The sequence below is a fragment of the Amycolatopsis sp. MJM2582 genome (assembly GCF_000754115.1).
Classification (GTDB): domain Bacteria; phylum Actinomycetota; class Actinomycetes; order Mycobacteriales; family Pseudonocardiaceae; genus Amycolatopsis; species Amycolatopsis japonica.
In genome coordinates, this window is sequence record NZ_JPLW01000001.1 from 552384 (window position 1) to 576170 (window position 23787).

Sequence of the window (23787 nt, forward strand, 5' to 3'; positions counted from 1 at the left end):
CTACGCTGTGTTATCAGTCAGAGCTTGAGTGCTTGGCTGGGTGGTGCATCGGCACACTCCTACCCGGCTCCAATGTCCGTTCGCGAGAATTCACGAGCGCGCAGGATCCGGGCGCGATGAGTACACCGACTTGACAGTGTACGCAACCCGTGTCGTGAGCCCCAAACGGGGGGTGACTGTGTTACGTGACCCCTGAGCCCGCCGGATGCGACCTCTCCATCGTACGCCCGCGCCGACCTGCGTTTAGCGGGCTAATCGCGCTCCGATGGAGGCTGGACCTGGGGCGCTCGGCGGCCGAGGTGCACCCGATGGGGGTAGCGAGCGAGGACCTCAACGGCGGGCCCGAGCGTTGCGCCGTCCAGCGGGGCGACCTGCGTTTCGCGGGCTAATCGCGCTCCCGGACGCCCGTTCGCCTTTAGCGGGCTAAACGCGATCCCGGCGCGCACTTGCGTTTCGCGGGCTAAACGCGCTCCGACGGGCGCGGGGGCAGGTCAGGCGTCTTCGGGGGCGGTCAGCACCCACGGGCCGTCATCGGTGATGGCGACCGTGTGCTCCCAGTGCGAGGCCCGCGAGCCGTCCGCGGTCACGACGGTCCACCCGTCTTCGAGCTCGACGGTCTCCCCGCCACCACCCGTCAGCATGGGCTCGATCGCGAGCGCCATACCGGTCTTGAGCCGCGGTCCCTTGCCCGGTTTGCCCAGGTTCGGCAGGAACGGGTCCATGTGCATCTGGCGCCCGATGCCGTGACCGCCGTACTCGACGATCATCCCGTACTCGATGCCGTCTTCCCGGCCGGCCTTCTCCGCGGCGGTCTGCACGGCGTGCGAGATGTCCGTGAGCCTGCCACCGGACGCCACCGCGGCGATCCCGGCCCACATGGCCGCCTCGGTGGCGGCCGAGAGCGCGAGATCCGCCTTCGACACCTCCCCGATCGCGAGGGTGACGGCGGAGTCGCCGTGCCAGCCGTCGAGGATGGCGCCGCAGTCCACCGAGATGATGTCGCCGTCGTTCAGGACCTGCGTCTTCGACGGGATGCCGTGGACGATCTGCTCGTTCACCGAAGCGCAGATCGACGCCGGGAAGCCGTGGTAACCCTTGAACGAGGGCACCGCGCCGGCGTCGCGGATCGTCTGCTCGGCGAGCTCGTCGAGGTCGGCCGTGGTCACCCCCGGCTTGGCGATCTCGCGCACCGCGGTGAGGGTGCGCCAGACCACCAGACCGGCGGCCCGCATCGCCTGGAGCTCGCCAGGGGTCTTGATTTCGATCATGCGCCCACGACGAAGCCGTTGCAGTACACGCAGTCCTCCGAGATTCACGTGCGGTCGCGCAGCGCTTCCAGCACGCGGGCGGAGATCTCGTCGACCGAGCCGACGCCGTCGACCGTGACCAGGATGTCCGCGTAGTACTCGAGCAGCGGAGCCGTCTCGGACACGTAGATCTGCTGGCGGCGACGGATGACCTCTTCGGTGTCGTCCGAGCGGCCGCGGGACAGCAGCCGCTCGACGACGACGTCTTCCGAGACCTGGAGCTGGATGACCGCGTTGAGCTTGGTGTCGACCTCGCCGAGGATTTCGCCGAGGACGTCGGCCTGCTTCGTGTTCCGGGGGAACCCGTCGAGCAGGAAACCGACCTTGGCGTCGGGTTCGGCGAGACGCTCACGCACCATCTCGTTCGTGACCGAGTCGGGCACGAGTTCGCCGGAGTCCAGGTAGCGCTTGGCTTCCTGGCCCAGCGGCGTCTGCTCCCCCACGTGGGCGCGGAACAGGTCGCCGGTCGAGATGTGCGGGATCCGGAGCTTCTCCGACAGTGCTACCGCCTGAGTACCTTTGCCCGCGCCAGGAGGGCCAACGAGAACCAGGCGCGTCACTTCAAGAACCCTTCGTAGTTACGTTGCATCAGCTGGCTTTCGATCTGCTTCACGGTGTCGAGACCGACACCGACCATGATCAGCACAGCCGTGCCACCGAACGGGAAGTTCTGGTTGTTCCCGCTGCCGGTGACGGACAGGAAGAAGTTCGGAAGGATCGCGATGATGCCCAGGTACAGCGAGCCCGGCAGGGTGATGCGGCCGAGGACGTAGCTGAGGTACTCCGCGGTGGGGCGGCCCGGGCGGATACCCGGGATGAAGCCACCGAACTTCTTCATTTCTTCCGCACGCTCGTCCACGTTGAACGTGATCGTGATGTAGAAGTACGTGAAGAAGATGATCAACGCGAAGTACAGCAGGACGTGCGCCCAGCTGGACTGGTTGACGATGTAGTTCTGGATGAAGACCTGCCAGCCCGCGTTGCTGTTGGCGTCGCCGACGAGGCGGCTGATCAGGTCCGGCAGGTAGAGCAGCGACGAGGCGAAGATGACCGGGATGACGCCGGCCTGGTTCACCTTGATCGGCAGGTACGTCGAGGTCCCGCCGTACATGCGGCGGCCGATCATGCGCTTGGCGTACTGCACCGGGATCCGGCGCTGACCCTGCTCGACGAAGATGACGCTGGCGATGATCACCAGGCCGAACACGCAGATCAGGGCGAAGACGACGCCACCCGCGCTGCTGAGGATGTTGCCACCCTCGATCGGGATCCGGGCCGCGATGTTCAGGAAGATGAGGACGGACATGCCGTTGCCGACGCCGCGCTCGGTGATCAGCTCACCCAGCCACATCATGACGGCGGTACCGGCGGTCATCGTGATGACGATGATGGCCAGCGTGTAGACGCTGTTGTCCGGGATGATCGCGGTGTCGCACTGCGGGAAGAGCTGCTTGCGGTCGGCGAGTGCCACCACACCGGTCGCCTGCAGGACCGCGAGGGCGATCGTCAGGTACCGGGTGTACTGGGTCAGCTTGCCCTGGCCGGCCTGGCCTTCCTTCTTCAGTTCCTCGAACCGCGGGATGACCACGGTGAGGAGCTGGACGATGATGCTCGCCGTGATGTACGGCATGATGCCGGTCGAGAACAGCGACAGCTGCAGTAGTGCACCACCACTGAACAGATTCAGCAGCTGGTAGACGCCCTCCTGCGACCCGGTCTCCGTACATTGCTGCACGGCGGAATACGAGATGCCCGGGGCCGGAATGGTGGCACCGATTCGGTAGACCGCGACGATGGCTAGCGTGAACAGGATCTTCTTACGTAGATCCGGCGTCGCTAGAGCCGAGCGGAAGGCGCTGAGCACGCGGGGAACCTCCTCGGCGTCGTCGGCTGTCTTACCGACGATCGGCTTGGCCGGCCTGGGGCCGGCGGGAACACACAGCTTTCTGGCACAAGCCAGGAACGCTTCGGGGCACACTCGTCCCGAAGCGTGCCGCCGACTCTAACAGCTTCACAGGGCGTGTCCGCAGTGCGTGTGGGTTTTCCGAACGAAGGTTGGTCCGCGGGGTTGATCGACTTGTGCTTCTCGCTCCGGAACCTTGACAGATCGCCTTACCGTTCCCCACGTTCCTGGCGCTGCCGGATCACGATTAGCCCGCTAAACGCACTGTGATCGGGGCGGGCGCTCAGGAGCTCGAAGTCGCCAGGGCTCCTGCCATGCCGAGGAGCACGACACCGGTGCCGCGGTCGACGTTGCGGGTCGCCCGGCGAGACAGCCGAAGCGTCTTCACGAGCGCGCCCGCGCCGATGTACGTCGCGCCCGCGACGAACTCGGCGAGCAGGTAGACGGCGCCGAGGATCGCGATCTGGGCGGAAAAGGAGCCGTGAGCAGCGTCGATGAACTGGGGCACGAACGCGGTGAAGATGAGGATCGCCTTCGGGTTCGTGATCGCGACGACGAATTCCTTCCTCGCGATCTTCAGCGCGGGCACGGATTCAGCGCCTCGTGGCGTCTGGATGAGCGTGGTGTGCCCGCCGCGGAACGTCGACCACAGCAGACGCGCGCCGATCCAGGCCAGGTAGGCGACGCCGGCCCATTTGATCACCGTGAGTGCAAGCTCGGACGCCGCGAGGAGCTGGCCGAGGCCAGCGGCGACGGCCGCGATGAGCACCGTGAATGCGGCCAATCGGCCTAACAGGCCGGCGAGCCCTTTCCATGCCCCCTGCGTCATTCCGTGGTGCAGGCCGAGCAGATTGTTCGCCCCTGGCGTAAAAGCCACGAGCACCGCCGCTCCGAAAAAGACCGCCGCCCAAGTCATCGGCCACCTCCTCCCCCACCGTATCGGCGACCGGGAGCGCGTTTAGCGGGCTAATCGCGCTCTTTCGCGCCGGGATCGGGTGGCGGCGCGAAGGCTGAATAGTCCGGGACCTCCGGCTGCGGCTCCGGCGGGAGCACCGTGATGGAGATGCCGTCCTTCGGTGTGGGCATTTCCGCGAGCGCCGAGTCGCCGCTCATCGGGACCTCGTCGTCCTGGACGCGGTGGCTCATGACCGCGGCCCCCGCCGCGGCGACGACCGCGGCGAAGAGTGCCCACATCCCCGCTCCCACCGTCAGCGTCGTCACGCTGTCTCCATCCACCGGGCGGCCGAACGCCAGCGTGGCCGCGGTGGCGACGACTCCGGCGAGGAACACCGACCCGATGGTGCTGAGCCATCGGTCCAAAACGGCCGGGCGGCGGAGTCCTGCGGCGCGCGCGCAGACGATCGTGGCCGCCAGGAGGATCGCCGCGGCGATCAGGATCGGGATGCCAAGAGGCGCCGTCGATGTGGTGAAGGGCTGGTCGTTGGGCTGGATGAGCTGCGTATCCCAAGCCCCCTGGACGACCACGAGGACGACCGAGGCGCTGCGATCGAAGCTGAGGCGATGCTCGATGTTGAAGAACGGGAAGAAGCAACCCATGAGGGTCAGCACCAGAGCGAGTGCGGCCAGTCCCGCCGCGACCAGTCGGCGGGGCTCGAGCCGGCCCGACCGTGCCGGCTCGGCTACAGGATCCATCGGGCCTGAAACCGATACGACCATCGGCGGGGCGTCCGGCTGCTGCTGAACGGGCTGCGGATCCTGCCCTGGAGGTATGGCCACCTCACGATCCTTCCAGCTCAGACACCCCTCCGCCATGCCCGCGGCCGCCGGGGCCGACCTGCGTTTCGCGGGCTAACCGCGATCCGGACGGCGGGCACCTGCGCGACCGTCGGAGCGCGTTTAGCCCGCGAAACGCAGGTCGGAGGCGGGGATGGCGGTCCGCAGCCCGGATCGCGATTAGGGGGCGAAACGCAGGTCGGCGGGCGCGCCGGGCGAAACGGGCCAGATCGCGGTTAGCCCGCGAAACGCAGGTCGGGGCCGCCGGAGGGAGCGCAAGCGAAAGGCCCGCCTGGCGGAGCCTGGCGGGCCTTTCGGTGAAGCGAGCGAAGAAAGCTCAGAGCGTGGTGGCGGAGCCACCGGCGGCGGAGAGCTTCTCCTTGGCGGAGCCGGAGAAAGCGTCGGCGGTGACGTCCAGCTTGACGCCGTTCACGTCGCCGTTGCCGAGCACCTTCACGAGCTTGCCCTTGCGGACCAGACCGTTCGCGACGAGCTCCTCGGCGCCGACCTTGCCACCCTCCGGGAAGACGCGGGCGATGTCGCCCACGTTCACCGGCTGGTACTCGGTGCGGAACCGGTTCTTGAAGCCGCGCAGCTTCGGCAGCCGCATGTGGATGGGCATCTGCCCACCCTCGAAACCGGCGGGCACGTTCTTCCGGGCCTTGGTGCCCTTGGTACCGCGACCGGCGGTCTTGCCCTTCGAGCCCTCACCACGGCCGACGCGGATCTTGTCGCGCTTCGCGCCCGGAGCCGGACGAAGGTGGTGGATCTTGATGGCAGTCATGCCTTGACCTCCTCGACCTCCACCAGGTGGCGGACGGTGTGGATAAGGCCGCGCACCTCGGGAGTGTCATCACGCACGACGCTCTGGCGGATCTTGCGCAGCCCGAGGGTGCGCAGCGACTCGCGGTGAGCGTGCTTCGTGCCGATCTTGCTCTTGACCTGGGTCACCTTGAGCTGAGTCATGGTCAGACCCCCTGACCCGCGCGCTGGCGCAGCATGCGAGCCGGAGCGACGTCCTCGAGCGGGAGACCGCGGCGGGCCGCGACCTCTTCGGGACGCTGCAGACCCTTCAGGGCCGCCACGGTCGCGTGCACGATGTTGATCGCGTTGTCGGAGCCGAGCGACTTCGACAGCACGTCGTGGACGCCCGCGCACTCCAGCACCGCGCGCACCGGGCCACCGGCGATGACACCGGTACCGGCCGAGGCCGGACGGAGCAGCACGACACCGGCGGCTTCCTCACCCTGGATCGGGTGGGGGATGGTGCCGGCGACGCGGGGAACGCGGAAGAAGTTCTTCTTCGCTTCCTCGACGCCCTTGGCGATGGCCGCAGGAACTTCCTTGGCCTTGCCGTAGCCGACGCCGACCTGACCGTCGCCGTCACCGACGACCACCAGGGCGGTGAAGCTGAAGCGACGACCACCCTTGACGACCTTGGCGACGCGGTTGATCGTCACGACCTTCTCGAGGTGCGGGGTCTTCTCCTGGCCGGCCCCGCCACGGCCGCTGTCGCGCCGGTCCCGGCGGTCGCGACGGTCATTGCGGTCGTTGCCGCCCTGCCCGCCGGGTCCGCCCTGGCCGCCGCCGAATTGCCGTGTACGTCCCGGCATCAGGCTTTCCTTCCATTCACGAGCATCTGCATCAGAACTCCAACCCCGCCTCGCGGGCAGCGTCGGCGAGCGCCGCGATGCGGCCGTGGTAGGCGTTGCCACCACGGTCGAACACCACGGTCGAGACACCGGCGTTCTTGGCGCGGGCGGCGACGAGCTCCCCGACCTTGGCGGCCTTGGCCTTCTTGTCGCCTTCCAGCGCGCGGACGTCCGCCTCGAGGGTGGACGCCGACGCCAGGGTCTTGCCGGCGAGGTCGTCGATCAGCTGCACGGCGATGTGCCGCGACGAACGCTTGACGACCAGGCGCGGACGCTGGTCCGTGCCGTTGATCTTCTTGCGAAGGCGGAAGTGCCGACGGGCCTTCGCGACGCGGCGGCGGGTCGAGATGTCCTTGCCGACCGGCTTGCGCTTCGTAGTCGTGTCGCTCATGATCACTTACCCGTCTTTCCGACCTTGCGGCGGATCTTCTCACCCTCGTAGCGCAGGCCCTTGCCCTTGTACGGGTCCGGGCGGCGCAGCTTGCGGATGACCGCGGCGATCTGGCCGACCTTCTGCTTGTCGATGCCCGAGACCGAGAACCGGGTGGGGGTCTCGACCTTGAAGGTGATGCCTTCCGGCGCCTCGATCTTCACCGGGTGGCTGTAGCCGAGGGCGAACTCGAGGTCCGAGCCCTTGGCCTGCACGCGGTAACCGACACCGTGGATCTCGAGCTTCTTCTCGTAGCCCTCGGTCACACCGACGACGAGGTTGTTGACCAGCGTCCGGGTGAGACCGTGCAGGGCACGGCTGGTGCGCTCCTCGTCGGGCCGCTTGACCTCGAGAGTGCCGTCTTCGGCCTTCTCGACGGTGATCGGCTCGGCGATGGTGTGCTCAAGGGTGCCCTTGGGCCCCTTGACCTTGATCTGCTGACCGTCGATGGTCACCTCGACCCCGGAGGGGACGGCGACCGGCAGCTTTCCAATGCGTGACATGTCTGTGCCCCCTTCCTTACCAGACGTAGGCGAGGACTTCGCCGCCCACGCTGTTGCGCTTGGCCTGACGGTCGGTCTGGAGGCCGGACGACGTCGAGATGATCGCGACGCCGAGGCCACCGAGAACCGACGGCAGTTCGGTCGATTTTGCGTAGACCCGCAGACCGGGCTTGGACACGCGGCGGAGGCCGGCGATGCTGCGCTCACGGTTGGGGCCGTACTTCAGCTCCACGACGAGGTTCTTGTGCTTCTCGCCCGGCTCGTCACGGTAGCCCGAGATGTAACCCTCGCGCTTGAGGATCTCGGCGATGTTCGCCTTGATCTTCGAGTGGGGAAGCACGACCTCGTCGTGGTAAGCCGAGTTCGCGTTACGCAGACGGGTCAAGAAGTCTGCGATGGGGTCGGTCATCGTCATGGTGACCTGTCAACCTTTCTCGCCCTGGTTCCCTGCAATCACTGCGGGGCCTGTGGCGAAGTGGGAGTTAAAAAAGACTCTTACCAGCTGGACTTGCGGACGCCGGGCAGCTCGCCCGCGTGTGCCATCTCGCGAAGGCAGATCCGGCAGAGCCCGAACTTGCGGAACACCGAGTGCGGGCGACCGCACCGCTGGCAGCGCGTGTAACCGCGAACCTTGAACTTCGGCGTCTTCGCGGCCTTGTGGACCAGTGCTTTCTTGGCCATCGACTCAGTTCTCCTTGAACGGGAAGCCGAGCTTGCGAAGCAGCGCGCGGCCCTCGTCGTCGGTGTTGGCGGTGGTGACGACAGTGACGTCCATACCGCGCGGGCGGTCGATGGCGTCCGGGTCGATCTCGTGGAACATGGACTGCTCGTTGAGACCGAACGTGTAGTTGCCGTTGCCGTCGAACTGCTTCGGCGAAAGCCCGCGGAAGTCACGGATACGCGGCAGCGCGATGGTCAGCAGCCGGTCGAGGAACTCCCACATGCGGTCGTTGCGCAGCGTGACGCGCGCACCGATCGGCTGGCCCTCACGCAGCTTGAACTGCGCGATGGACTTGCGAGCCTTGCGAACCTCGGGCTTCTGCCCGGTGATCGCGGCCAGGTCGCGGATGGCGCCTTCGATCAGCTTGCTGTCACGGGCGGCGTCACCGACACCCATGTTCACGACGACCTTGACGACGCCCGGGATCTGGTGGACGTTCTCGAAGGAGAACTCCTCCTGGAGCTGTCCCTTGATCTCCTCGCGGTACCGCACCTTGAGGCGCGGGGCGATCTTCTCTGCGGTGGTCATGATCAGATGTCCTTACCGTTCCGGCGCGAGACCCGGACCTTCTTGCCGTCCTCGCCGATGCGGTAGCCCACCCGGGTCGGCTTGCCGTCGGAGTCGACGACCATCACGTTCGAGACGTGGATGGGCGCCTCCTGCGTGACGATGCCGCCGGACTGCGCGCCGCGCTGGGTCTGGGAGATCCGCGTGTGCTTCTTGATCCGGTTGACGCCCTCGACCAGCACGCGCTCGCGCTCGGGGTAGGCCTGGATGACCTTGCCCTTGGCACCCTTGTCCTTGCCGGCGATGACGACGACCGTGTCGCCCTTCTTCACCTTCATGCTCTACAACACCTCCGGCGCGAGCGAAATGATCTTCATGAACTTTCGGTCGCGCAGCTCGCGGCCGACCGGCCCGAAGATGCGGGTGCCGCGGGGCTCATTGTCGTTCTTGATGAGCACAGCAGCGTTCTCGTCGAAGCGGATGTAAGAACCGTCCGGACGACGGCGCTCCTTGCGCGTGCGAACGATGACCGCCTTGACGACGTCACCCTTCTTCACGCCGGCAGCCGGCATGGCGTCCTTCACGGTGGCGACGATGATGTCGCCGATGCCCGCGTAGCGCCGCCCCGAGCCACCGAGAACGCGGATGCAAAGGATCTCCTTCGCGCCCGTGTTGTCGGCAACCCGAAGCCGCGACTCCTGCTGGATCACGTCTACTCCTGTATGTCGCGCTGGTTCTCGCGTTGAACCGCGAGCCTTGCGGAACTAAGGGACTCAAAAAGAGCCCTACTTACTTGGCCTTCTCCACGATCTGCACCAGACGCCAGCGCTTGGTCGCCGACAGCGGGCGGGTCTCCATCAGGGTGACCCGGTCGCCCACGCCCGCCTCGTTGTTCTCGTCGTGCACCTTGACCTTGCTGGTGCTGCGGAGAACCTTGGCGTAACGACGGTGCTTCTTGCGGTCTTCGAGCTCGACCACGATCGTCTTGTTCATCTTGTCCGAGACGACGTAACCCTCACGGACCTTGCGGTCGTTGCGGGGGGCCGCCTCAGCGTTGGGCTGCTCGCTCATGCGGCACCTTCACTCTCGGCGTCAGGGGAAACGGACAGGCCGAGTTCACGCTCGCGCATGACCGTGTAGATCCGCGCGATGTCCGTGCGGACGGTGCGCAGACGGCGGTTGTTGTCGAGCTGTCCGGTCGCCATCTGGAAGCGGAGGTTGAAGAGCTCCTCCTTGTATTCCTTCAGACGCAGAACGAGCTCTTCCGCGGTGAGCTCACGCAGCTCCGATGCCTGGGCGGCACCTGCCTTCGCCATCAGAACTCACCACCTTCACGGGTCACGATGCGGCACTTCATGGGCAGCTTGTGGATCGCGCGACGGAGCGCCTCGCGGGCGGTCTCCTCGTTCGGGAACGAGATCTCGAACATCACGCGGCCCGGCTTCACGTTGGCGATCCACCACTCGGGCGAACCCTTACCGGAACCCATGCGGGTTTCCGCCGGCTTCTTGGTCAGCGGGCGGTCCGGGTAGATGGTCGTCCACACCTTGCCGCCACGCTTGATGTGACGCGTCATGGCGATACGAGCGGACTCGATCTGCCGGTTGGTCACGTAGCTGTGCTCAAGCGCCTGGATGCCGTACTCGCCGAAGTTCACCTTCGTACCGCCCTTGGCGGCACCGTGGCGCTTCGGGGAGTGCTGCTTCCGGTGCTTGACCCTGCGCGGGATGAGCACGTGTCAGCCCTCCGTCTTTTCTGCAGTCTCAGCAGCCGGGGCCTCGGTGGCCGTGTCGCCCTTGGGAGCGTCGCCGCTCTTCGCGGCGGCGGCGGCCCGGCCGGCTTCGGTCGAGGTCGGCGTCGTGCCCGACGAGCCGGAACGGCGCGGTCGGGAGGGACGGTCACCACGGTCACGGCGCGGGGCGCGCTCGGCGGCCGCGGCGGCGTCACGCGCCTCCTTGGCCTTGAGGCCACCCACGAGCTCGCCCTTGTAGATCCACACCTTCACGCCGATGCGACCGAACGTCGTCTTGGCCTCGAAGAAGCCGTAGTCGATGTCGGCGCGCAGCGTGTGCAGCGGGACGCGGCCATCGCGGTAGTGCTCGGAGCGGGACATCTCGGCACCGCCGAGACGACCGCCGCACTGCACGCGGATGCCCTTGACCTGCGGCGAACGCATGGAGGTCTGGATCGCCTTGCGCATCGCGCGGCGGAACGCCACACGGTTGCTCAGCTGCTCCGCGACACCCTGCGCGACGAGCTGGGCGTCGGCCTCGGGGTTCTTGACCTCGAGGATGTTCAGCTGGACCTGCTTGGCGGTCAGCTTCTCCAGCGCGCCGCGGATGCGGTCGGCCTCCGCGCCGCGGCGGCCGATGACGATGCCCGGCCGGGCGGTGTGGATGTCGACGCGGACCCGGTCACGGGTGCGCTCGATCTCGACCTTGGAGATCCCGGCGCGCTCCATGCCCGTGGACAGCAGCTTCCGGATCTTGACGTCCTCGGCCACGTACTCCGCGTACTGCTTGTCGGCGTACCAACGCGACTTCCAGTCCGTGGTGATACCCAGGCGGAAGCCGTGCGGGTTGATCTTCTGGCCCACTACCGGCCACCTGCCTTCTTCTTGCCCTGTGCCTTCTTGGCCTCGGCCTTGGGACGCGACTCCACCTCGACGGTGATGTGGCTGGTCCGCTTGCGGATCCGGTACGCGCGGCCCTGGGCCCGCGGACGGATGCGCTTGAGGGTCGGGCCCTCGTCGGCGTAGGCGTTCTTGACCCAGAGGGTGTCCGGGTCGAGATCGAGGTTGTTCTCGGCGTTGGCCACGGCGCTGGCGAGCACCTTCGCGACCGGCTCGCTTGCCGCCTGCGGGGCGAACTGGAGCACGGCCAAGGCGTCGGCGGCGCTACGTCCCTTGATCAGCTCGATCACCCGGCGCACCTTGGTAGGCGAGTCCCGGACGAAGCGAGCCCGCGCGTAAGCCGTCGGCAAAGCCTCGGCCACGTCGTTCTGGGCGTTCATCGCTAGCTTCCTTGTTCTCTCGTGCCCGCTCAGCGGCGGCGCGACTTGCGGTCGTCCTTGATGTGGCCCTTGAAGGTCCGAGTCGGCGCGAATTCGCCCAACTTGTGACCCACCATCGCCTCGGTGACGAACACCGGGACGTGCTTGCGGCCGTCGTGCACAGCGATCGTGTGACCCAGGAAATCCGGGATGATCGTGGAGCGACGCGACCACGTCTTGATCACGGTCTTCTTGCCCGACTCGTTGAGAGCGTCCACCTTCTTGAGCAGGTGGTCGTCCACGAAGGGGCCCTTTTTGAGGCTACGTGGCATGTTCTTCTACCTCCCTGCTCAGCGCTTCTTGCCGGTACGCCGGCGGCGGACGATCATGGCGTCGGAAGCCTTGCGGCGGCGGGTGCGGCCTTCGGGCTTGCCGTTCGGGTTCACCGGGTGGCGACCACCGGAGGTCTTACCCTCACCACCACCGTGCGGGTGGTCGACCGGGTTCATGACGACACCACGGACGGTGGGGCGCTTGCCGCGCCAGCGGTTACGGCCCGCCTTGCCCCAGTTGATGTTCGAGTGCTCGGAGTTGCCGACCTCGCCGATGGTGGCGCGGTTGCGCACGTCGACGTTGCGGATCTCGCCCGAGGGGAGACGAAGCTGGGCGTACGGCCCGTCCTTCGCCACCAGCTGCACCTTGGCACCGGCGGACCGCGCCATCTTCGCGCCGCCACCGGGGCGGAGCTCGATCGCGTGGATCACGGTGCCGACCGGGATGTTGCGCAGCGGCAGGTTGTTACCCGGCTTGATGTCGGCACGGGGGCCGTTCTCGACCGTGTCACCCTGCTTGAGCTTCTCCGGGGCGATGATGTAGCGCTTCTCGCCGTCGGCGTAGTGCAGCAGCGCGATCCGAGCGGACCGGTTGGGGTCGTACTCGATGTGCGCGACCTTGGCGGGAACGCCGTCCTTGTCGTTCCGGCGGAAGTCGATCAGCCGGTACGCACGCTTGTGGCCACCACCCTTGTGCCGGGTGGTGATCTTGCCGCTGGAGTTACGGCCGCCGGACTTGCTCAGCGGACGCAGCAGCGACTTCTCCGGGGTGGACCGAGTGATCTCGGCGAAGTCGGAGACGCTGGAACCGCGACGACCCGGGGTCGTCGGCTTGTACTTGCGGATGCCCATGTGTCAGCTCAGTCCTTTACGCGGTGGGTCCGCCGAAGATCTCGATCGGCTTGCTCTCAGCCGAAAGAGTCACGATGGCGCGCTTGGTGTCCTTGCGCTTGCCGAAGCCGGCGCGAGTCCGCTTACGCTTGCCCTGGCGGTTGGCCGTGTTGACGCTGACCACCTTGACGCCGAACACCTTCTCGACCGCGATCTTGATCTGGGTCTTGTTGGCGTCCGGGCGGACGATGAACGTGTACTTGTGGTCCTCGAGCAGCCCGTAGGACTTCTCGGAGATCACCGGCGCGAGCAAGATGTCGCGGGGATCGGGGATGGCGATCGCACTCACTGCTCGTCACTCCCTTCAACCTCGCTCGACCGAGCCGAAGCCTTCGCGCCCTTGCCCCGGACGGGGCCGGCGACGAACACGTCGTAAGCGGCCTTGGTGAACACCACGTCGTCGTTGACCAACACGTCGTAGGTGTTGAGCTGGTCGGGCGTGATGATGTGGACCTCGGCCAGGTTGCGCACGGAGTTCCAGCTCAGCTCGTCGTCGCGGTGCAGGACCACGAGAACGCGCTTGGCCTGGGTCACCGCGGCGATGGCGGCCTTGGCGGACTTGGTGGACGGCTTCTCGCCGGTCACCAGTTCGGTGATGACGTGCAGCTGTCCGGCACGGGCCCGGTCGGAGAGGGCGCCACGCAGAGCGGCGGCCTTCATCTTCTTCGGGGTCCGCTGGGTGTAGTCACGCGGCGTGGGGCCGTGGACGACGCCACCACCGGTGAACTGCGGCGCACGGGTCGAACCCTGGCGGGCGCGGCCGGTGCCCTTCTGGCGGTACGGCTTCTTGCCACCACCGCGGACTTCACCGCGGGTCTTGGTGTCATGCGTGCCCTGGCGCGCGGCGGCCAGCTGGGCCACCACGACCTGGTGCATGAGGGGCACGTTGGCCTGCACGTCGAAGATCTCCGAGGGGAGCTCGACCGTGCCGTCGGCTTTACCGGCCGGGGTCTTCAGCTCGACGCTGGTCATGTTCAGTTACCACCCTTCGCGGCGCTGCGAACGAACAGCAGGCCGCCCTTGGGACCGGGCACGGCGCCCTTGATCAGCAGCAGGCCGTCCTCGGCACGCACCGCGTGCACGGTCAGGTTCTGCGTGGTGACCCGGTCGTTGCCCATCCGGCCCGCCATGCGCAGGCCCTTGAAGACGCGGCCCGGGGTGGCGCAGCCACCGATCGAGCCGGGCTTGCGGTGCACGGCCTGGGCACCGTGGCTCGCGCCCTGGCCCTTGAAGCCGTGACGCTTCATGACACCGGCGTAGCCCTTGCCCTTGCTGGTACCGGTCACGTCGACCTCGATACCGGCCTCGAACACCTCGGCGGTGATCTCCTGGCCGACCTCGTAGGTCTCGGCGTCGGTGGTACGCAGCTCCGCAAGGTAACGACGCGGGGTCACGCTCGCCTTGTCGAAGTGGCCGGTGCGCGGCTTGTTCACCCGGCGCGGGTCGACCGCGCCGAAAGCCAGCTGCACGGCCTTGTAGCCGTCGTTCTCCTGGGTCCGAACCTGGGTGACCACGTTCGGCCCGGCCTGGACGACGGTCACCGGGACGACCCGGTTGTTCTCGTCGAAGACCTGGGTCATGCCGAGCTTGGTGCCCAGGATGCCCTTCACTTGCCTGTCAGACATGAGTCTCTTACTCTCCGCCGCTCGCCAGCCGCTGCTACTGGATGTTGACGTCGACGCTCGCCGGCAGGTCGATGCGCATGAGCGCGTCGACCGTCTTCGGCGTCGGGTCGAGGATGTCGATCAGACGCTTGTGCGTGCGCATCTCGAAGTGCTCGCGCGAGTCCTTGTACTTGTGCGGCGAGCGGATGACGCAGTAAACGTTCTTCTCGGTGGGCAGCGGCACCGGCCCGACAACACGGGCGCCGGTACGCGTGACCGTCTCGACGATCTTGCGTGCCGAGGTGTCGATCGCCTCGTGGTCGTAGGCCTTGAGCCGGATGCGGATCTTCTGTCCCGCCATGGTGGCTGCTCGTTCCTTGTCGTCTCGTGCCGCTTTTGTCTTTTCAAACCTCAGCCTGGCTGAGGTTTTCCCAGTTCAACGGCCCTGTCCCCGGTCCACGCGGTCGGGCGTGTCGTGCCCGACGCACAGACGGATCCCGCGGGATCTTCGTCTTGCCTGGTCTTCCTCAACGTGAGGAGGCATCGAGCCGGCGGAAAAGCTTGGATCGCCGTCTCAAACGCCCTTGCCCGCTAGCCTCACCCGAAGGAAGTGCTCCGCGGACCGTGGCCGCTCATACCAGGGCGGCCGGAACCTGTCTTCCGAAGAAGTACGAGTTCGGCCGCCCCAGGACGAGCAACCTGAATAGTGTCGCACACGTGATTTGACGCCCCTAACCCGGGGGTGTATTACCCCCGGGCGGGGCGCCTAAATCACTTGATGATCTTGGTGACCTGGCCGGCGCCGACGGTCCGACCACCCTCGCGGATGGCGAAACGCAGGCCCTCGTCCATGGCGACCGGCTGGATCAGCACGACGCTGATGTCCGTGTTGTCGCCCGGCATGACCATCTCGACACCCTCCTTGAGGGTGACGACGCCGGTCACGTCCGTGGTACGGAAGTAGAACTGCGGGCGGTAGTTGTTGAAGAACGGGGTGTGACGGCCACCCTCGTCCTTCGACAGGATGTAGACCGAGCCCTCGAACTCCGTGTGCGGGGTGGTGGTGCCCGGCTTCACGACGACCTGGCCGCGCTCGACGTCCTCGCGCTTGATACCGCGGACCAGCAGACCGACGTTGTCGCCCGCCTCGCCGGTGTCCAGCAGCTTGCGGAACATCTCGACACCGGTGACGGTGGTCTTGGTCGACTTCTCCTTGATGCCGACGATCTCGACCTCTTCGTTCACGTTGACGCGGCCGCGCTCGATGCGACCGGTCACGACCGTGCCACGGCCGGTGATGGTGAAGACGTCCTCGATCGGCATGAGGAACGGCTTGTCGAGCTCGCGGACCGGGTCCGGCACGTTCTCGTCGACGGCTTCCATCAGCTCGAGAACGCTCTCGCCCCACTTGGCGTCGCCCTCGAGGGCCTTCAGGCCGGAGACCTTGATGACCGGAGCGTCGTCACCCGGGAAGTCCTGGGAGGACAGCAGCTCGCGGACCTCGAGCTCGACGAGCTCCAGGATCTCCTCGTCGTCGACCATGTCGGCCTTGTTCAGCGCGACCACGATGTAGGGCACGCCGACCTGCTTCGCGAGCAGCACGTGCTCACGGGTCTGCGGCATCGGGCCGTCGGTCGCCGCGACCACGAGGATCGCGCCGTCCATCTGCGCCGCACCGGTGATCATGTTCTTGATGTAGTCCGCGTGACCGGGGGCGTCCACGTGGGCGTAGTGACGCTTCTCGGTCTGGTACTCGACGTGCGAGATGTTGATCGTGATACCGCGCTGCTTCTCTTCGGGCGCGTTGTCGATCTGGTCGAACGCCGAAGCGGTGTTCAGCTCGGGGTACTTGTCGTGCAGAACCTTGGTGATCGCCGCGGTCAGAGTGGTCTTACCGTGGTCGACGTGACCGATGGTCCCGATGTTGACGTGCGGCTTGGTCCGCTCGAATTTCGCCTTCGCCACTGGAATGTCCTCCTGGACTGTTTTGCTTACTCACCGGCCAACGTGGCTGTCGGACGGGGATTCGTTTCTTGACGGATGCTGCGGACGTTCAGGAGTGTTCCTTATGCCCGCGAGCGGACGGGAACTACTCCCCCGTCGCCTTCGCGATGATTTCCTTCGCGACGTTCGCGGGAACCTCGGCGTAGGAGTCGAACACCATGGAGTAGTTGGCACGTCCCTGCGTACGCGAACGCAGGTCGCCGACGTAACCGAACATCTCCGACAGCGGGACCAGTGCCTTGACGACACGGGTACCGGCGCGCTCCTCCATGGCCTGGATCTGGCCACGGCGGGAGTTGAGGTCGCCGATCACATCGCCCATGTAGTCCTCGGGCGTGGTGACCTCGACGGCCATCAGCGGCTCGAGGATGACCGGACCGGCCTTCTTCGCGGCTTCCTTCATCGCCATGGAGCCGGCGATCTTGAAGGCCATTTCCGAAGAGTCGACCTCGTGGTACGCGCCGTCCAACAAGGTGAACTTCAACCCGACGAGCGGGTAGCCGGCCAGCACGCCGTACTGCATGGCGTCCTGCGCGCCCGCGTCGACCGACGGGATGTACTCCCGCGGCACGCGGCCACCGGTGACCTTGTTGTCGAACTCGTAGAGGGCACCGTCGGTGGACTCGAGCGGCTCGAGCTTGACGATGACCTTCGCGAACTGACCGGAACCACCGGTCTGCTTCTTGTGCACGTAGTCGAGCTTCTCGACCGTCTTGCGCACCGTCTCGCGGTAGGCGACCTGCGGCTTACCGATGTTCGCCTCGACCTTGTAGTCGGACTTCATGCGGTTGACCAGCACCTCGAGGTGCAGCTCGCCCATACCGGCGATGATCGTCTGGCCGGTGTCCTCGTCCAGGTTGACCTGGAACGTCGGGTCCTCTTCGGCCAGCTTCTGGATCGCCAGGGACAGCTTCTCCTGGTCGGCCTTGGTCTTCGGCTCGATCGCGACGCGGATGACCGGCGCCGGGAACGTCATCGACTCGAGGACGACCGGGTTCTGCGGGTCGGCGAGGGTGTCACCGGTGGTGGTGTCCTTCAGGCCGATGACCGCGTAGATGTGGCCGGCCTGGGCCTCGTCGACCGGGTTCTCCTTGTTGGAGTGCATCTGGAAGAGCTTCCCGATGCGCTCCTTGCGCTCCTTGGTGGCGTTGATCAGCTGCGCGCCGGAGGCGACCTTGCCCGAGTACACCCGGATGTAGGTCAGCTTGCCGAAGAACGGGTGCGCGGCGATCTTGAACGCCAGAGCGGAGAACGGCTCGTCGACGGACGGCTTCCGGGTGACCGGGGTCTCGCCGTCGGGCAGCGTGCCCTCGACGGCCGGGACGTCCAGCGGCGACGGAAGGTAGTCGATGACCGCGTCGAGCATGGGCTGGACGCCCTTGTTCTTGAACGCGGAACCGGTGAGCACCGGGTACGCCTCGCGGGCGACGGTGAGCTTCCGGATGCCGGCCTTGATCTCGGCCTCGGTGAGCTCCTCGCCCTCGAGGAACTTCTCCATCAGCGCGTCGTCGGTCTCGGCGACGGTCTCGACGAGCTTCTCGCGGTACTCGGCGGCCTTGTCGGCCAGCTCCGCGGGGATGTCCTCGACCGAGTAGTCCTCGCCCTTCTGGACCTCGCCGCGCCAGGTCAGCGCCTTCATGCGGACCAGGTCGATGACGCCTTCGAACTCGTTCTCGGCGCCGATCGGCAGCTGGATGACCAGCGGACGGGCGCCGAGGCGCTCCTCGATGGTGCGGACGGTGAAGTAGAAGTCCGCGCCGAGCTTGTCCATCTTGTTGACGAAGCAGATACGAGGAACCTCGTACTTGTCCGCCTGACGCCAGACCTGCTCGGACTGCGGCTCGACACCTTCCTTGCCGTCGAAGACGGCGACGGCACCGTCGAGCACCCGCAGGGAACGCTCCACCTCGACGGTGAAGTCGACGTGACCCGGGGTGTCGATGATGTTGATCTGGTGGTCGGCCCAGAAGGTGGTGGTGGCAGCCGAGGTGATGGTGATACCCCGCTTCTGCTCCTCCTCCATCCAGTCCATCGTCGCGGCGCCGTCGTGCACCTCGCCGATCTTGTAGTTGATCCCGGTGTAGAACAGGATCCGCTCGGTGGTGGTGGTCTTACCGGCGTCGATGTGGGCCATGATGCCGATGTTGCGGACCTTGTTCAGGTCGGTCAGCACTTCACGTGCCACGAGAGTGTTCCCCTGTCTCAAAATTGGGGCCCGGCAAGGCTTTGATCGGCAGCCGGGCGGATATCACCAGCGGTAGTGCGCGAAGGCCTTGTTGGACTCGGCCATCTTGTGGGTGTCCTCACGCCGCTTCACGCTGGCGCCGAGGCCGTTGCTCGCGTCGAGGAGCTCGTTCTGCAGACGCTCGATCATGGTCTTCTCACGACGAGCCTGCGAGAAGGAGACCAGCCAGCGGAGCGCGAGCGTGGTGGAGCGGCCCGGCTTGACCTCGATCGGCACCTGGTAGGTGGCACCACCGACGCGGCGGCTCTTCACCTCGATGGTGGGCTTCACGTTGTCGAGGGCGCGCTTCAGCGTGACGACCGGGTCGGTGCCGGTCTTCTCGCGAGCGCCTTCGAGGGCGCCGTAGACGATGCGCTCGGCCAGGGACCGCTTGCCGTCCTTCAGCACCTTGTTCACCAGCTGGGTGACCAGCGGGGATGCGTAGACGGGGTCAGAGATCAGCGGCCGCTTCGGGGCCGGACCCTTGCGGGGCATTAGCTCTTCTCCTTCTTCGCGCCGTACCGGCTGCGCGCCTGCTTACGGTTCTTGACACCCTGGGTGTCGAGCGAACCGCGGATGATCTTGTAGCGGACACCCGGCAGGTCCTTCACACGACCACCGCGCACGAGCACCATCGAGTGCTCCTGCAGGTTGTGGCCTTCACCGGGAATGTAGGCGGTGACCTCGATGCCGCTGGTCAGCTTCACACGAGCGACCTTGCGAAGCGCCGAGTTCGGCTTCTTGGGGGTTGTGGTGTACACGCGAGTGCACACGCCACGCCGCTGCGGGCTCCCCTTGAGGGCCGCGGTCTTCTGCTTGGCAGCCTTGTCCTGGCGGCCCTTACGGACCAGCTGCTGGATCGTGGGCAATGGACCAGCTTTCTGTTCGCGATCTTGCTACTACGTGTTGTCTCCGGCCCCCGCGGTCGGGCGTGTCGGCCCGCGTCACGGTCTTGCGACCGGTAACTTCCCGTAGGGATTTTCCGTCGGATCCCGCGTGGGCGAAGCCTTCGGACCGGATGCCTGAGCACCCCGTCCGTGCCGCACGGCACACGGGACGGCCCGACGCCTGCCGGGCACGGTCTCCAAAGATACCCGGCCACTTCCGGACCGGCCAAATCGGGGGGTCGATAACTATATCGTGCCGGGCGCGACGCCGCGGCCACCCTGATGGAACGGCGTTTCGGCCGCTTTCATTCCTCTTCGGGCTTGGCGTGATCCGCCCGGCCCGGATGCGGGTCACGGGAAAGATCGATCAACGGATGCACGGGAGCCCCCTCCGGCGCCGCGTGACTCCCCCGCCTGGGCTCCTCGGTGCTTTCCTGCTTCTCGGCGTCCACGACGCCCTCCCCTCGCTGGTGCTGATTCCGTAGTTGTCGATCACTACTCGGCGAACCACGCTACCTATTCCCCTAACGGGTGAGCCGGATGGATCCGAGAACCACCCCGTCGCGTCGAACCGGTGAATGAGTCACGATGAGACTGGTCACAGCGTCGGCCCGGCCGTCGCACCGCACTATGGGGAGGCTCCATGTCCGCCGAGTTCGAGCAGCTGGTCGCGCAATTCGACCAGTTCCAGTCGCAGCTCCGGAACGTCGACGATCGGCTCGCGAGCATCGGCGGCATGCAGGACGAACTCAGCAGGATCGAGGCGACGGCGTCCTCTTCGGACCGTTCGGTGACGGTGGTCGCGGGGCCCGGCGGCGCGATCATGGACGTCAAGTTCACCGAAGACGCCCTTCGCCAGCGTCCGGACGCGCTTTCCGCGGCGCTGATGTCGACCATCCAGCAGGCCGTGGCCGAAGCGGCCCGCAAACAGGCCACGATCGTCGAAGAGCACATGGGCGACGACCTCAATCTGGTGGACCAGGTGCTGGAGACCCAGGCGGACCTGTTCGGCACCACCGTCGAGGAGATGCGGGCGCGGATGGAAGAGGAGTCGCCTTCGCAGCCGGCCGCCGAGCAGCAGGCCGACGACTATTCCGAGCGTTCCGTCCTCAAATCCGCCGACGAACCGCAGCGGCCACAGACCCCGCCGCCCCCGGCGTCGAGCGGCTCGGACGGCGACCGTTTCCTGAAGAACCTCTTCGACGACGACCACTGATCCCGGGCCGGATCGCGTTTCGCGGGCTGAACGCGATCCGGGGCGCTGGGAACCGCGGGCGGGGCAGCCGGGTCCAAGGCGCCGATCACGACGAGCCGCATCGGAAGGTGCGCGAAGGGAGGGACCGCCGATGGCCGGAGGGCATGAGGTGGTGATCAGCGCTCTGCGCACCTACTCGGGCAAGCTCGGGCAGGACGTCCAGATCCCGAACGAGGTCGGACGGCTGACGCAGCAGTCCGACGTCGGCGACGAGTCATGGGGAGTCGTCGGCCTGTTCGTGAAGCACGAGTACACGTCGATGCTCACCGATCTGCAGGATCTGCTGATCGAGATGTCCGCGGGGCTGACCGCGGCTTCGGAGAAGCTCGGCAACGCCGCCACCGCCTACGAGCGGAACGAAGACGACAACGTCAAGGCGCTCAACGAAATCCTCAAGCTGCTGGAGCAGCCGGCGCAATCGAGGACACCGAAGATGGGGCCGGCCAAGTAGCGAGGGGGACTGATCGTGGCCGATCAGAAGATCACCGGCGAACACACCAAGATCCAGATCAACGACTACAACCCGGACACCATCCGCACGGACAAGATGCTGACCTCGCTGCCCGGGCCGATCGGCAGTGGTTTCAGCACTTTCGACACCGTCAAGAAGGCGACCGCGGACGGGTTCCAGGCCAGCGACATCGGGACGATCGCGGCCAGCGGCGCCGGCTTCGTCAGCTCGTGCATGGGCGTCGCGGACATCGCCAGCGACCCCATCGGCTGGCTGGTCGGCCAGGGGCTCAGCTTCCTGATGAACGTGTGCCAGCCGATCCAGGACGCCATCCACATGGTGAGCGGCGACGGTCCGGCGTTGTCGAACGCTGCGGGCAACTTCAACAACATCGGCGTCTACCTGCAGAACTACAGCAAGAAGTTCGGCGAGGACGCGAAGACGTCGCTGTCCCAGTGGACCGGTGACGCGGCGAACGCGGCGGGCGAGAAGCTGGCGAAGTTCGCGCAGGGCATCGACGGGATCGCGGCGCAGGCCGGGGACATCGCCCAGCTGCTGCAGATCTCCAGCATGGTGATGACGGTGATCGAGGAGTTCATCAAGGCGATCCTCACCGAGTTCATCACCTGGCTGATCATGATCTGGATCCCGGCGCTGGCCGCGGCCGTCCCGACCTGCGGTGGTTCGACGGCGACCGCGGGCGGGCTGACGGCCACCCGCGCGGTCTCGACGACGTCGAAGGTGCAGAAGTTCCTGAACAAGCTCCGCCAGCTGCTCGACAAGATCAAGCAGTTCCTCGGCAAGCTCAAGGAGTTCTTCGGCAAGTGGAAGGGCAACTACAAGGAGCTGATGGCCCACAACAAGTCCACCGCGCAGCTGGCGGCGGGGCCGGGCGCGTCCGCGTGGGGCAAGTTCGCCTCGAAGGACGGCGCCATGGGCGGCAGGCTCGCGGACGGTTTCGGCGAGCGGATGACGTCGGCCACGAAGAAGGCCGCGCTGAACACCGTCGGGCTCGGCAAGGCCACGAATTCGGACGGCAGCTGGAAGACGCCGGAGACGGGCCGCGAGAAGGGCGAGGTCGCGGCGGGGGTCGCCGGGAAGGCCGGAACGTACACGTCGGGCGGGATCAAGGCGGGCCAGTACGGTTCGGTGGGTGACGACGAACAGACACCCGAGGAAGCCTCCGACAATCTGGACTTCTGAGCCGTGACCGCGTGGATCATCGCCATCGCCGCGGTGGCGTTGCCGATCGTGCTCGCCGTCTGGTGGATTCTCGCCGGGGCGGCGAAGAAACGCGGGCTGGCCACGTTGGCGCGGGAACGGGGCTGGGACTTCTACAGCGGTGCCAGGCTCGGTGCCGCGGGCGGGCGGCACGAGCAGCCCGCGACGGGCCGGGCGCCCGCCCCGTTGCGGCGCGCGGGCGAGTCGATCGACCAGGCGGTGGTGGGCACGCACCGGGGGAAGCCGTTCGGTGTCTACCGGTATCACCGGCCGGGCGCCGGGTTCCGCCAGGACGGCACCCGGGAGTCCGGTTCGCTGCGGACGGTCGTGCATGTCGAGACGGGCGCGGCCATGCCGGACTGCACGCTCTCGATCAGCGGATCCGAAGTGGACTGTTCGAATCCCGCGTTCGTCCTGCGTCCCGAGGTCCGTGACTGGCTGACGGGGAACGCGGGCCGGTGCCGCGAGTTCCATACGTCCGGGCGGACGGTGGCGGTGGTGCCGAAGGTGCTGCCGAGCGGGAAGCAGCTCCTGCGCACTTTGGACTACCTGGCCGACGTCGCCGACCGGGCCCCGCTCACCGCCACCCCACCGGATCGCGTTTAGGGGGCTAAACGCAGGTCAGGCCTCCCGCGCCGCCCGGATCGCCTTTCGCGGGCTAAACGCGATCCGGGACTTCCAAGGACTTCGCGAAGAAGTGGTGGGCGAAGGGTTCGTCGTTGAAGGGCTCGACCTCGTCGTAGCCGAGGCGCGCGTACAGGGCCCTCGCCTCGACCAGGTCGCGCCTGGTGTCGAGACGGATCAACGAGGCGCCGAGGCCGCGGGCGACGTCTTCGGCGGCGGCCACGAGCAGCGCGGCGCCGCCCTTGCCGCGCTCGGCCTTCCGCAGGAAGACGCGGGTGAGCTCGGTGATGTCGGGCGAGACGACCCGCAGCCCCGCGCATCCGGCGAGCACCCCGTCGCGCCAGGCGAGGAGGAAGGTGCCGGTCGGCGGGGCCAGATCGCGGCTGTGGTGCTCCAGGAGCAAGCCGTCGAGCTCCTCTTCGGTGACCTGGCGCTCGTAGAAGCGGGACGCGATTTCGTCCAGGTACTCCCGCAGCAGCTGGGCGGCGTCCGGGTGATCGACGGGGGTGACTTCGAAGCTCCAGGTCATGCCTACATTCTGCCGAC

At 66.7% G+C, this 23787-nt stretch carries 36 protein-coding genes; 4 read left to right on the plus strand and 32 right to left on the minus strand.

What is annotated here, in order from left to right; all coding sequences use genetic code 11:
* Positions 1 to 491 precede the first annotated feature (491 nt).
* From map to ED92_RS42950, 31 genes are all read right to left on the minus strand, one after another.
* Positions 492 to 1268, minus strand: a complete 777-nt coding sequence (gene map, locus ED92_RS02670) for a type I methionyl aminopeptidase (protein WP_037332676.1) — start codon at positions 1266 to 1268, stop codon at positions 492 to 494.
* Between the two features lie 44 nt (positions 1269 to 1312).
* Positions 1313 to 1867 carry an adenylate kinase gene (locus tag ED92_RS02675; protein ID WP_007031052.1) on the minus strand — a complete coding sequence of 185 codons (555 nt, stop codon included), beginning with the start codon at positions 1865 to 1867 and terminating at the stop codon, positions 1313 to 1315.
* On the minus strand, positions 1864 to 3171 hold the full coding sequence (gene secY, locus ED92_RS02680) for a preprotein translocase subunit SecY (RefSeq protein ID WP_007031051.1): 1308 nt from the start codon (positions 3169 to 3171) through the stop codon (positions 1864 to 1866). The genes ED92_RS02675 and secY overlap by 4 nt, the downstream gene beginning before the upstream one ends.
* Positions 3172 to 3493: 322 nt before the next feature.
* Entirely contained in the window at positions 3494 to 4126 is a 633-nt protein-coding gene (locus ED92_RS02685) for a LysE family translocator (protein WP_037332678.1), read from the minus strand.
* A 50-nt stretch (positions 4127 to 4176) separates the two neighbouring features.
* The gene (locus tag ED92_RS02690; protein ID WP_235213178.1) at positions 4177 to 4947 is read right to left on the minus strand and encodes a hypothetical protein; all 771 of its coding nucleotides are present in this window, start codon (positions 4945 to 4947) and stop codon (positions 4177 to 4179) included.
* Positions 4948 to 5281: 334 nt separating this feature from the next.
* Positions 5282 to 5728, minus strand: coding sequence for a 50S ribosomal protein L15 (gene rplO / locus ED92_RS02695; protein WP_034304258.1), 447 nt, complete (start codon positions 5726 to 5728; stop codon positions 5282 to 5284).
* Positions 5725 to 5910 carry a 50S ribosomal protein L30 gene (rpmD, locus tag ED92_RS02700; protein ID WP_007031047.1) on the minus strand — a complete coding sequence of 62 codons (186 nt, stop codon included), beginning with the start codon at positions 5908 to 5910 and terminating at the stop codon, positions 5725 to 5727. The genes rplO and rpmD overlap by 4 nt, the downstream gene beginning before the upstream one ends.
* 2 nt (positions 5911 to 5912) lie before the next feature.
* On the minus strand, positions 5913 to 6557 hold the full coding sequence (gene rpsE, locus ED92_RS02705; protein WP_007031046.1) for a 30S ribosomal protein S5: 645 nt from the start codon (positions 6555 to 6557) through the stop codon (positions 5913 to 5915).
* A 31-nt stretch (positions 6558 to 6588) separates the two neighbouring features.
* Positions 6589 to 6987, minus strand: a complete 399-nt coding sequence (gene rplR, locus ED92_RS02710; protein WP_007031045.1) for a 50S ribosomal protein L18 — start codon at positions 6985 to 6987, stop codon at positions 6589 to 6591.
* 2 nt (positions 6988 to 6989) lie between these two features.
* A complete protein-coding gene (gene rplF / locus ED92_RS02715) occupies positions 6990 to 7529 on the minus strand; it encodes a 50S ribosomal protein L6 (protein ID WP_037332683.1) in 540 nt (179 codons plus the stop codon).
* 16 nt (positions 7530 to 7545) lie between these two features.
* On the minus strand, positions 7546 to 7944 hold the full coding sequence (gene rpsH, locus ED92_RS02720; RefSeq protein ID WP_007031043.1) for a 30S ribosomal protein S8: 399 nt from the start codon (positions 7942 to 7944) through the stop codon (positions 7546 to 7548).
* Between the two features lie 80 nt (positions 7945 to 8024).
* Positions 8025 to 8210 carry a type Z 30S ribosomal protein S14 gene (locus ED92_RS02725; protein WP_005166789.1) on the minus strand — a complete coding sequence of 62 codons (186 nt, stop codon included), beginning with the start codon at positions 8208 to 8210 and terminating at the stop codon, positions 8025 to 8027.
* 4 nt (positions 8211 to 8214) lie between these two features.
* Positions 8215 to 8778 carry a 50S ribosomal protein L5 gene (gene rplE / locus ED92_RS02730; RefSeq protein WP_016331092.1) on the minus strand — a complete coding sequence of 188 codons (564 nt, stop codon included), beginning with the start codon at positions 8776 to 8778 and terminating at the stop codon, positions 8215 to 8217.
* Positions 8779 to 8780: 2 nt separating this feature from the next.
* Positions 8781 to 9095: a 50S ribosomal protein L24 gene (rplX, locus tag ED92_RS02735; protein WP_005166786.1), complete on the minus strand. Its 315-nt coding sequence runs from the start codon at positions 9093 to 9095 to the stop codon at positions 8781 to 8783.
* Between the two features lie 3 nt (positions 9096 to 9098).
* Positions 9099 to 9467: a 50S ribosomal protein L14 gene (gene rplN / locus ED92_RS02740; protein WP_005166785.1), complete on the minus strand. Its 369-nt coding sequence runs from the start codon at positions 9465 to 9467 to the stop codon at positions 9099 to 9101.
* Positions 9468 to 9546: 79 nt separating this feature from the next.
* On the minus strand, positions 9547 to 9828 hold the full coding sequence (gene rpsQ, locus ED92_RS02745; protein WP_007031041.1) for a 30S ribosomal protein S17: 282 nt from the start codon (positions 9826 to 9828) through the stop codon (positions 9547 to 9549).
* Positions 9825 to 10073 carry a 50S ribosomal protein L29 gene (gene rpmC / locus ED92_RS02750; RefSeq protein ID WP_007031040.1) on the minus strand — a complete coding sequence of 83 codons (249 nt, stop codon included), beginning with the start codon at positions 10071 to 10073 and terminating at the stop codon, positions 9825 to 9827. The genes rpsQ and rpmC overlap by 4 nt, the downstream gene beginning before the upstream one ends.
* Positions 10073 to 10492, minus strand: a complete 420-nt coding sequence (rplP, locus tag ED92_RS02755; RefSeq protein WP_005166782.1) for a 50S ribosomal protein L16 — start codon at positions 10490 to 10492, stop codon at positions 10073 to 10075. Before rplP ends, rpmC begins: the two co-directional genes overlap by 1 nt.
* A 3-nt stretch (positions 10493 to 10495) precedes the next feature.
* Complete coding sequence (gene rpsC / locus ED92_RS02760; RefSeq protein WP_037332686.1) at positions 10496 to 11353, minus strand: 30S ribosomal protein S3; 858 nt, start codon at positions 11351 to 11353, stop codon at positions 10496 to 10498.
* A complete protein-coding gene (gene rplV, locus ED92_RS02765; protein ID WP_005166780.1) occupies positions 11353 to 11769 on the minus strand; it encodes a 50S ribosomal protein L22 in 417 nt (138 codons plus the stop codon). Before rplV ends, rpsC begins: the two co-directional genes overlap by 1 nt.
* A 29-nt stretch (positions 11770 to 11798) precedes the next feature.
* A complete protein-coding gene (rpsS, locus tag ED92_RS02770) occupies positions 11799 to 12080 on the minus strand; it encodes a 30S ribosomal protein S19 (RefSeq protein ID WP_003102083.1) in 282 nt (93 codons plus the stop codon).
* Positions 12081 to 12098: 18 nt separating this feature from the next.
* Positions 12099 to 12932, minus strand: a complete 834-nt coding sequence (rplB, locus tag ED92_RS02775; protein WP_005166779.1) for a 50S ribosomal protein L2 — start codon at positions 12930 to 12932, stop codon at positions 12099 to 12101.
* A gap of 16 nt (positions 12933 to 12948) precedes the next feature.
* The gene (gene rplW, locus ED92_RS02780; RefSeq protein ID WP_005166778.1) at positions 12949 to 13260 is read right to left on the minus strand and encodes a 50S ribosomal protein L23; all 312 of its coding nucleotides are present in this window, start codon (positions 13258 to 13260) and stop codon (positions 12949 to 12951) included.
* Positions 13257 to 13943 carry a 50S ribosomal protein L4 gene (rplD, locus tag ED92_RS02785; protein ID WP_016331090.1) on the minus strand — a complete coding sequence of 229 codons (687 nt, stop codon included), beginning with the start codon at positions 13941 to 13943 and terminating at the stop codon, positions 13257 to 13259. Before rplD ends, rplW begins: the two co-directional genes overlap by 4 nt.
* A gap of 2 nt (positions 13944 to 13945) precedes the next feature.
* The gene (rplC, locus tag ED92_RS02790; protein ID WP_007031036.1) at positions 13946 to 14596 is read right to left on the minus strand and encodes a 50S ribosomal protein L3; all 651 of its coding nucleotides are present in this window, start codon (positions 14594 to 14596) and stop codon (positions 13946 to 13948) included.
* 34 nt (positions 14597 to 14630) lie between these two features.
* Entirely contained in the window at positions 14631 to 14936 is a 306-nt protein-coding gene (gene rpsJ / locus ED92_RS02795; protein ID WP_003102098.1) for a 30S ribosomal protein S10, read from the minus strand.
* 410 nt (positions 14937 to 15346) lie between these two features.
* Complete coding sequence (gene tuf, locus ED92_RS02800) at positions 15347 to 16540, minus strand: elongation factor Tu (RefSeq protein WP_016331088.1); 1194 nt, start codon at positions 16538 to 16540, stop codon at positions 15347 to 15349.
* A gap of 124 nt (positions 16541 to 16664) precedes the next feature.
* Entirely contained in the window at positions 16665 to 18764 is a 2100-nt protein-coding gene (gene fusA, locus ED92_RS02805; RefSeq protein ID WP_037332689.1) for an elongation factor G, read from the minus strand.
* Between the two features lie 63 nt (positions 18765 to 18827).
* Entirely contained in the window at positions 18828 to 19298 is a 471-nt protein-coding gene (gene rpsG, locus ED92_RS02810) for a 30S ribosomal protein S7 (RefSeq protein WP_007031033.1), read from the minus strand.
* Positions 19298 to 19672 carry a 30S ribosomal protein S12 gene (rpsL, locus tag ED92_RS02815; protein WP_003102113.1) on the minus strand — a complete coding sequence of 125 codons (375 nt, stop codon included), beginning with the start codon at positions 19670 to 19672 and terminating at the stop codon, positions 19298 to 19300. Before rpsL ends, rpsG begins: the two co-directional genes overlap by 1 nt.
* Positions 19673 to 19995: 323 nt before the next feature.
* Complete coding sequence (locus ED92_RS42950; RefSeq protein WP_016331086.1) at positions 19996 to 20142, minus strand: hypothetical protein; 147 nt, start codon at positions 20140 to 20142, stop codon at positions 19996 to 19998.
* Positions 20143 to 20333: 191 nt separating this feature from the next.
* Between ED92_RS42950 and ED92_RS02820 the strand changes: the two genes are divergently transcribed.
* The 4 genes from ED92_RS02820 (at position 20334) to ED92_RS02835 (ending at position 23223) form a co-directional block, all read left to right on the plus strand.
* Positions 20334 to 20906 (plus strand): YbaB/EbfC family nucleoid-associated protein, encoded by a 573-nt coding sequence (locus ED92_RS02820; RefSeq protein ID WP_037332693.1) that lies wholly within the window; start codon positions 20334 to 20336, stop codon positions 20904 to 20906.
* 130 nt (positions 20907 to 21036) lie between these two features.
* Positions 21037 to 21396, plus strand: coding sequence for a type VII secretion target (locus ED92_RS02825; RefSeq protein ID WP_037332695.1), 360 nt, complete (start codon positions 21037 to 21039; stop codon positions 21394 to 21396).
* A gap of 15 nt (positions 21397 to 21411) precedes the next feature.
* Entirely contained in the window at positions 21412 to 22599 is a 1188-nt protein-coding gene (locus ED92_RS02830; RefSeq protein ID WP_052120220.1) for a hypothetical protein, read from the plus strand.
* A gap of 3 nt (positions 22600 to 22602) precedes the next feature.
* A complete protein-coding gene (locus tag ED92_RS02835; protein ID WP_037332697.1) occupies positions 22603 to 23223 on the plus strand; it encodes a hypothetical protein in 621 nt (206 codons plus the stop codon).
* Positions 23224 to 23275: 52 nt separating this feature from the next.
* Here ED92_RS02835 and ED92_RS02840 read toward each other — a convergent pair whose 3' ends face one another.
* Complete coding sequence (locus ED92_RS02840) at positions 23276 to 23770, minus strand: GNAT family N-acetyltransferase (RefSeq protein WP_037332699.1); 495 nt, start codon at positions 23768 to 23770, stop codon at positions 23276 to 23278.
* Positions 23771 to 23787 lie beyond the last annotated feature (17 nt).

Bases quoted from the DNA above. Each gene is read 5' to 3' on its own strand.
- map (WP_037332676.1), bottom strand. From the start codon at position 1,268: ATGATCGAAATCAAGACCCCTGGCGAGCTCCAGGCGATGCGGGCCGCC.
- ED92_RS02685 (WP_037332678.1), bottom strand. From the start codon at position 4,126: ATGACTTGGGCGGCGGTCTTTTTCGGAGCGGCGGTGCTCGTGGCTTTT.
- rplO (WP_034304258.1), bottom strand. From the start codon at position 5,728: ATGACTGCCATCAAGATCCACCACCTTCGTCCGGCTCCGGGCGCGAAG.
- rpmD (WP_007031047.1), bottom strand. From the start codon at position 5,910: ATGACTCAGCTCAAGGTGACCCAGGTCAAGAGCAAGATCGGCACGAAG.
- rpsE (WP_007031046.1), bottom strand. From the start codon at position 6,557: ATGCCGGGACGTACACGGCAATTCGGCGGCGGCCAGGGCGGACCCGGC.
- rplR (WP_007031045.1), bottom strand. From the start codon at position 6,987: ATGAGCGACACGACTACGAAGCGCAAGCCGGTCGGCAAGGACATCTCG.
- rplF (WP_037332683.1), bottom strand. From the start codon at position 7,529: ATGTCACGCATTGGAAAGCTGCCGGTCGCCGTCCCCTCCGGGGTCGAG.
- rpsH (WP_007031043.1), bottom strand. From the start codon at position 7,944: ATGACGATGACCGACCCCATCGCAGACTTCTTGACCCGTCTGCGTAAC.
- ED92_RS02725 (WP_005166789.1), bottom strand. From the start codon at position 8,210: ATGGCCAAGAAAGCACTGGTCCACAAGGCCGCGAAGACGCCGAAGTTC.
- rplE (WP_016331092.1), bottom strand. From the start codon at position 8,778: ATGACCACCGCAGAGAAGATCGCCCCGCGCCTCAAGGTGCGGTACCGC.
- rplX (WP_005166786.1), bottom strand. From the start codon at position 9,095: ATGAAGGTGAAGAAGGGCGACACGGTCGTCGTCATCGCCGGCAAGGAC.
- rpsQ (WP_007031041.1), bottom strand. From the start codon at position 9,828: ATGAGCGAGCAGCCCAACGCTGAGGCGGCCCCCCGCAACGACCGCAAG.
- rpmC (WP_007031040.1), bottom strand. From the start codon at position 10,073: ATGGCGAAGGCAGGTGCCGCCCAGGCATCGGAGCTGCGTGAGCTCACC.
- rplV (WP_005166780.1), bottom strand. From the start codon at position 11,769: ATGAACGCCCAGAACGACGTGGCCGAGGCTTTGCCGACGGCTTACGCG.
- rpsS (WP_003102083.1), bottom strand. From the start codon at position 12,080: ATGCCACGTAGCCTCAAAAAGGGCCCCTTCGTGGACGACCACCTGCTC.
- rplB (WP_005166779.1), bottom strand. From the start codon at position 12,932: ATGGGCATCCGCAAGTACAAGCCGACGACCCCGGGTCGTCGCGGTTCC.
- rplD (WP_016331090.1), bottom strand. From the start codon at position 13,943: ATGACCAGCGTCGAGCTGAAGACCCCGGCCGGTAAAGCCGACGGCACG.
- rplC (WP_007031036.1), bottom strand. From the start codon at position 14,596: ATGTCTGACAGGCAAGTGAAGGGCATCCTGGGCACCAAGCTCGGCATG.
- rpsJ (WP_003102098.1), bottom strand. From the start codon at position 14,936: ATGGCGGGACAGAAGATCCGCATCCGGCTCAAGGCCTACGACCACGAG.
- rpsG (WP_007031033.1), bottom strand. From the start codon at position 19,298: ATGCCCCGCAAGGGTCCGGCCCCGAAGCGGCCGCTGATCTCTGACCCC.
- ED92_RS02820 (WP_037332693.1), top strand. From the start codon at position 20,334: ATGTCCGCCGAGTTCGAGCAGCTGGTCGCGCAATTCGACCAGTTCCAG.
- ED92_RS02825 (WP_037332695.1), top strand. From the start codon at position 21,037: ATGGCCGGAGGGCATGAGGTGGTGATCAGCGCTCTGCGCACCTACTCG.
- ED92_RS02840 (WP_037332699.1), bottom strand. From the start codon at position 23,770: ATGACCTGGAGCTTCGAAGTCACCCCCGTCGATCACCCGGACGCCGCC.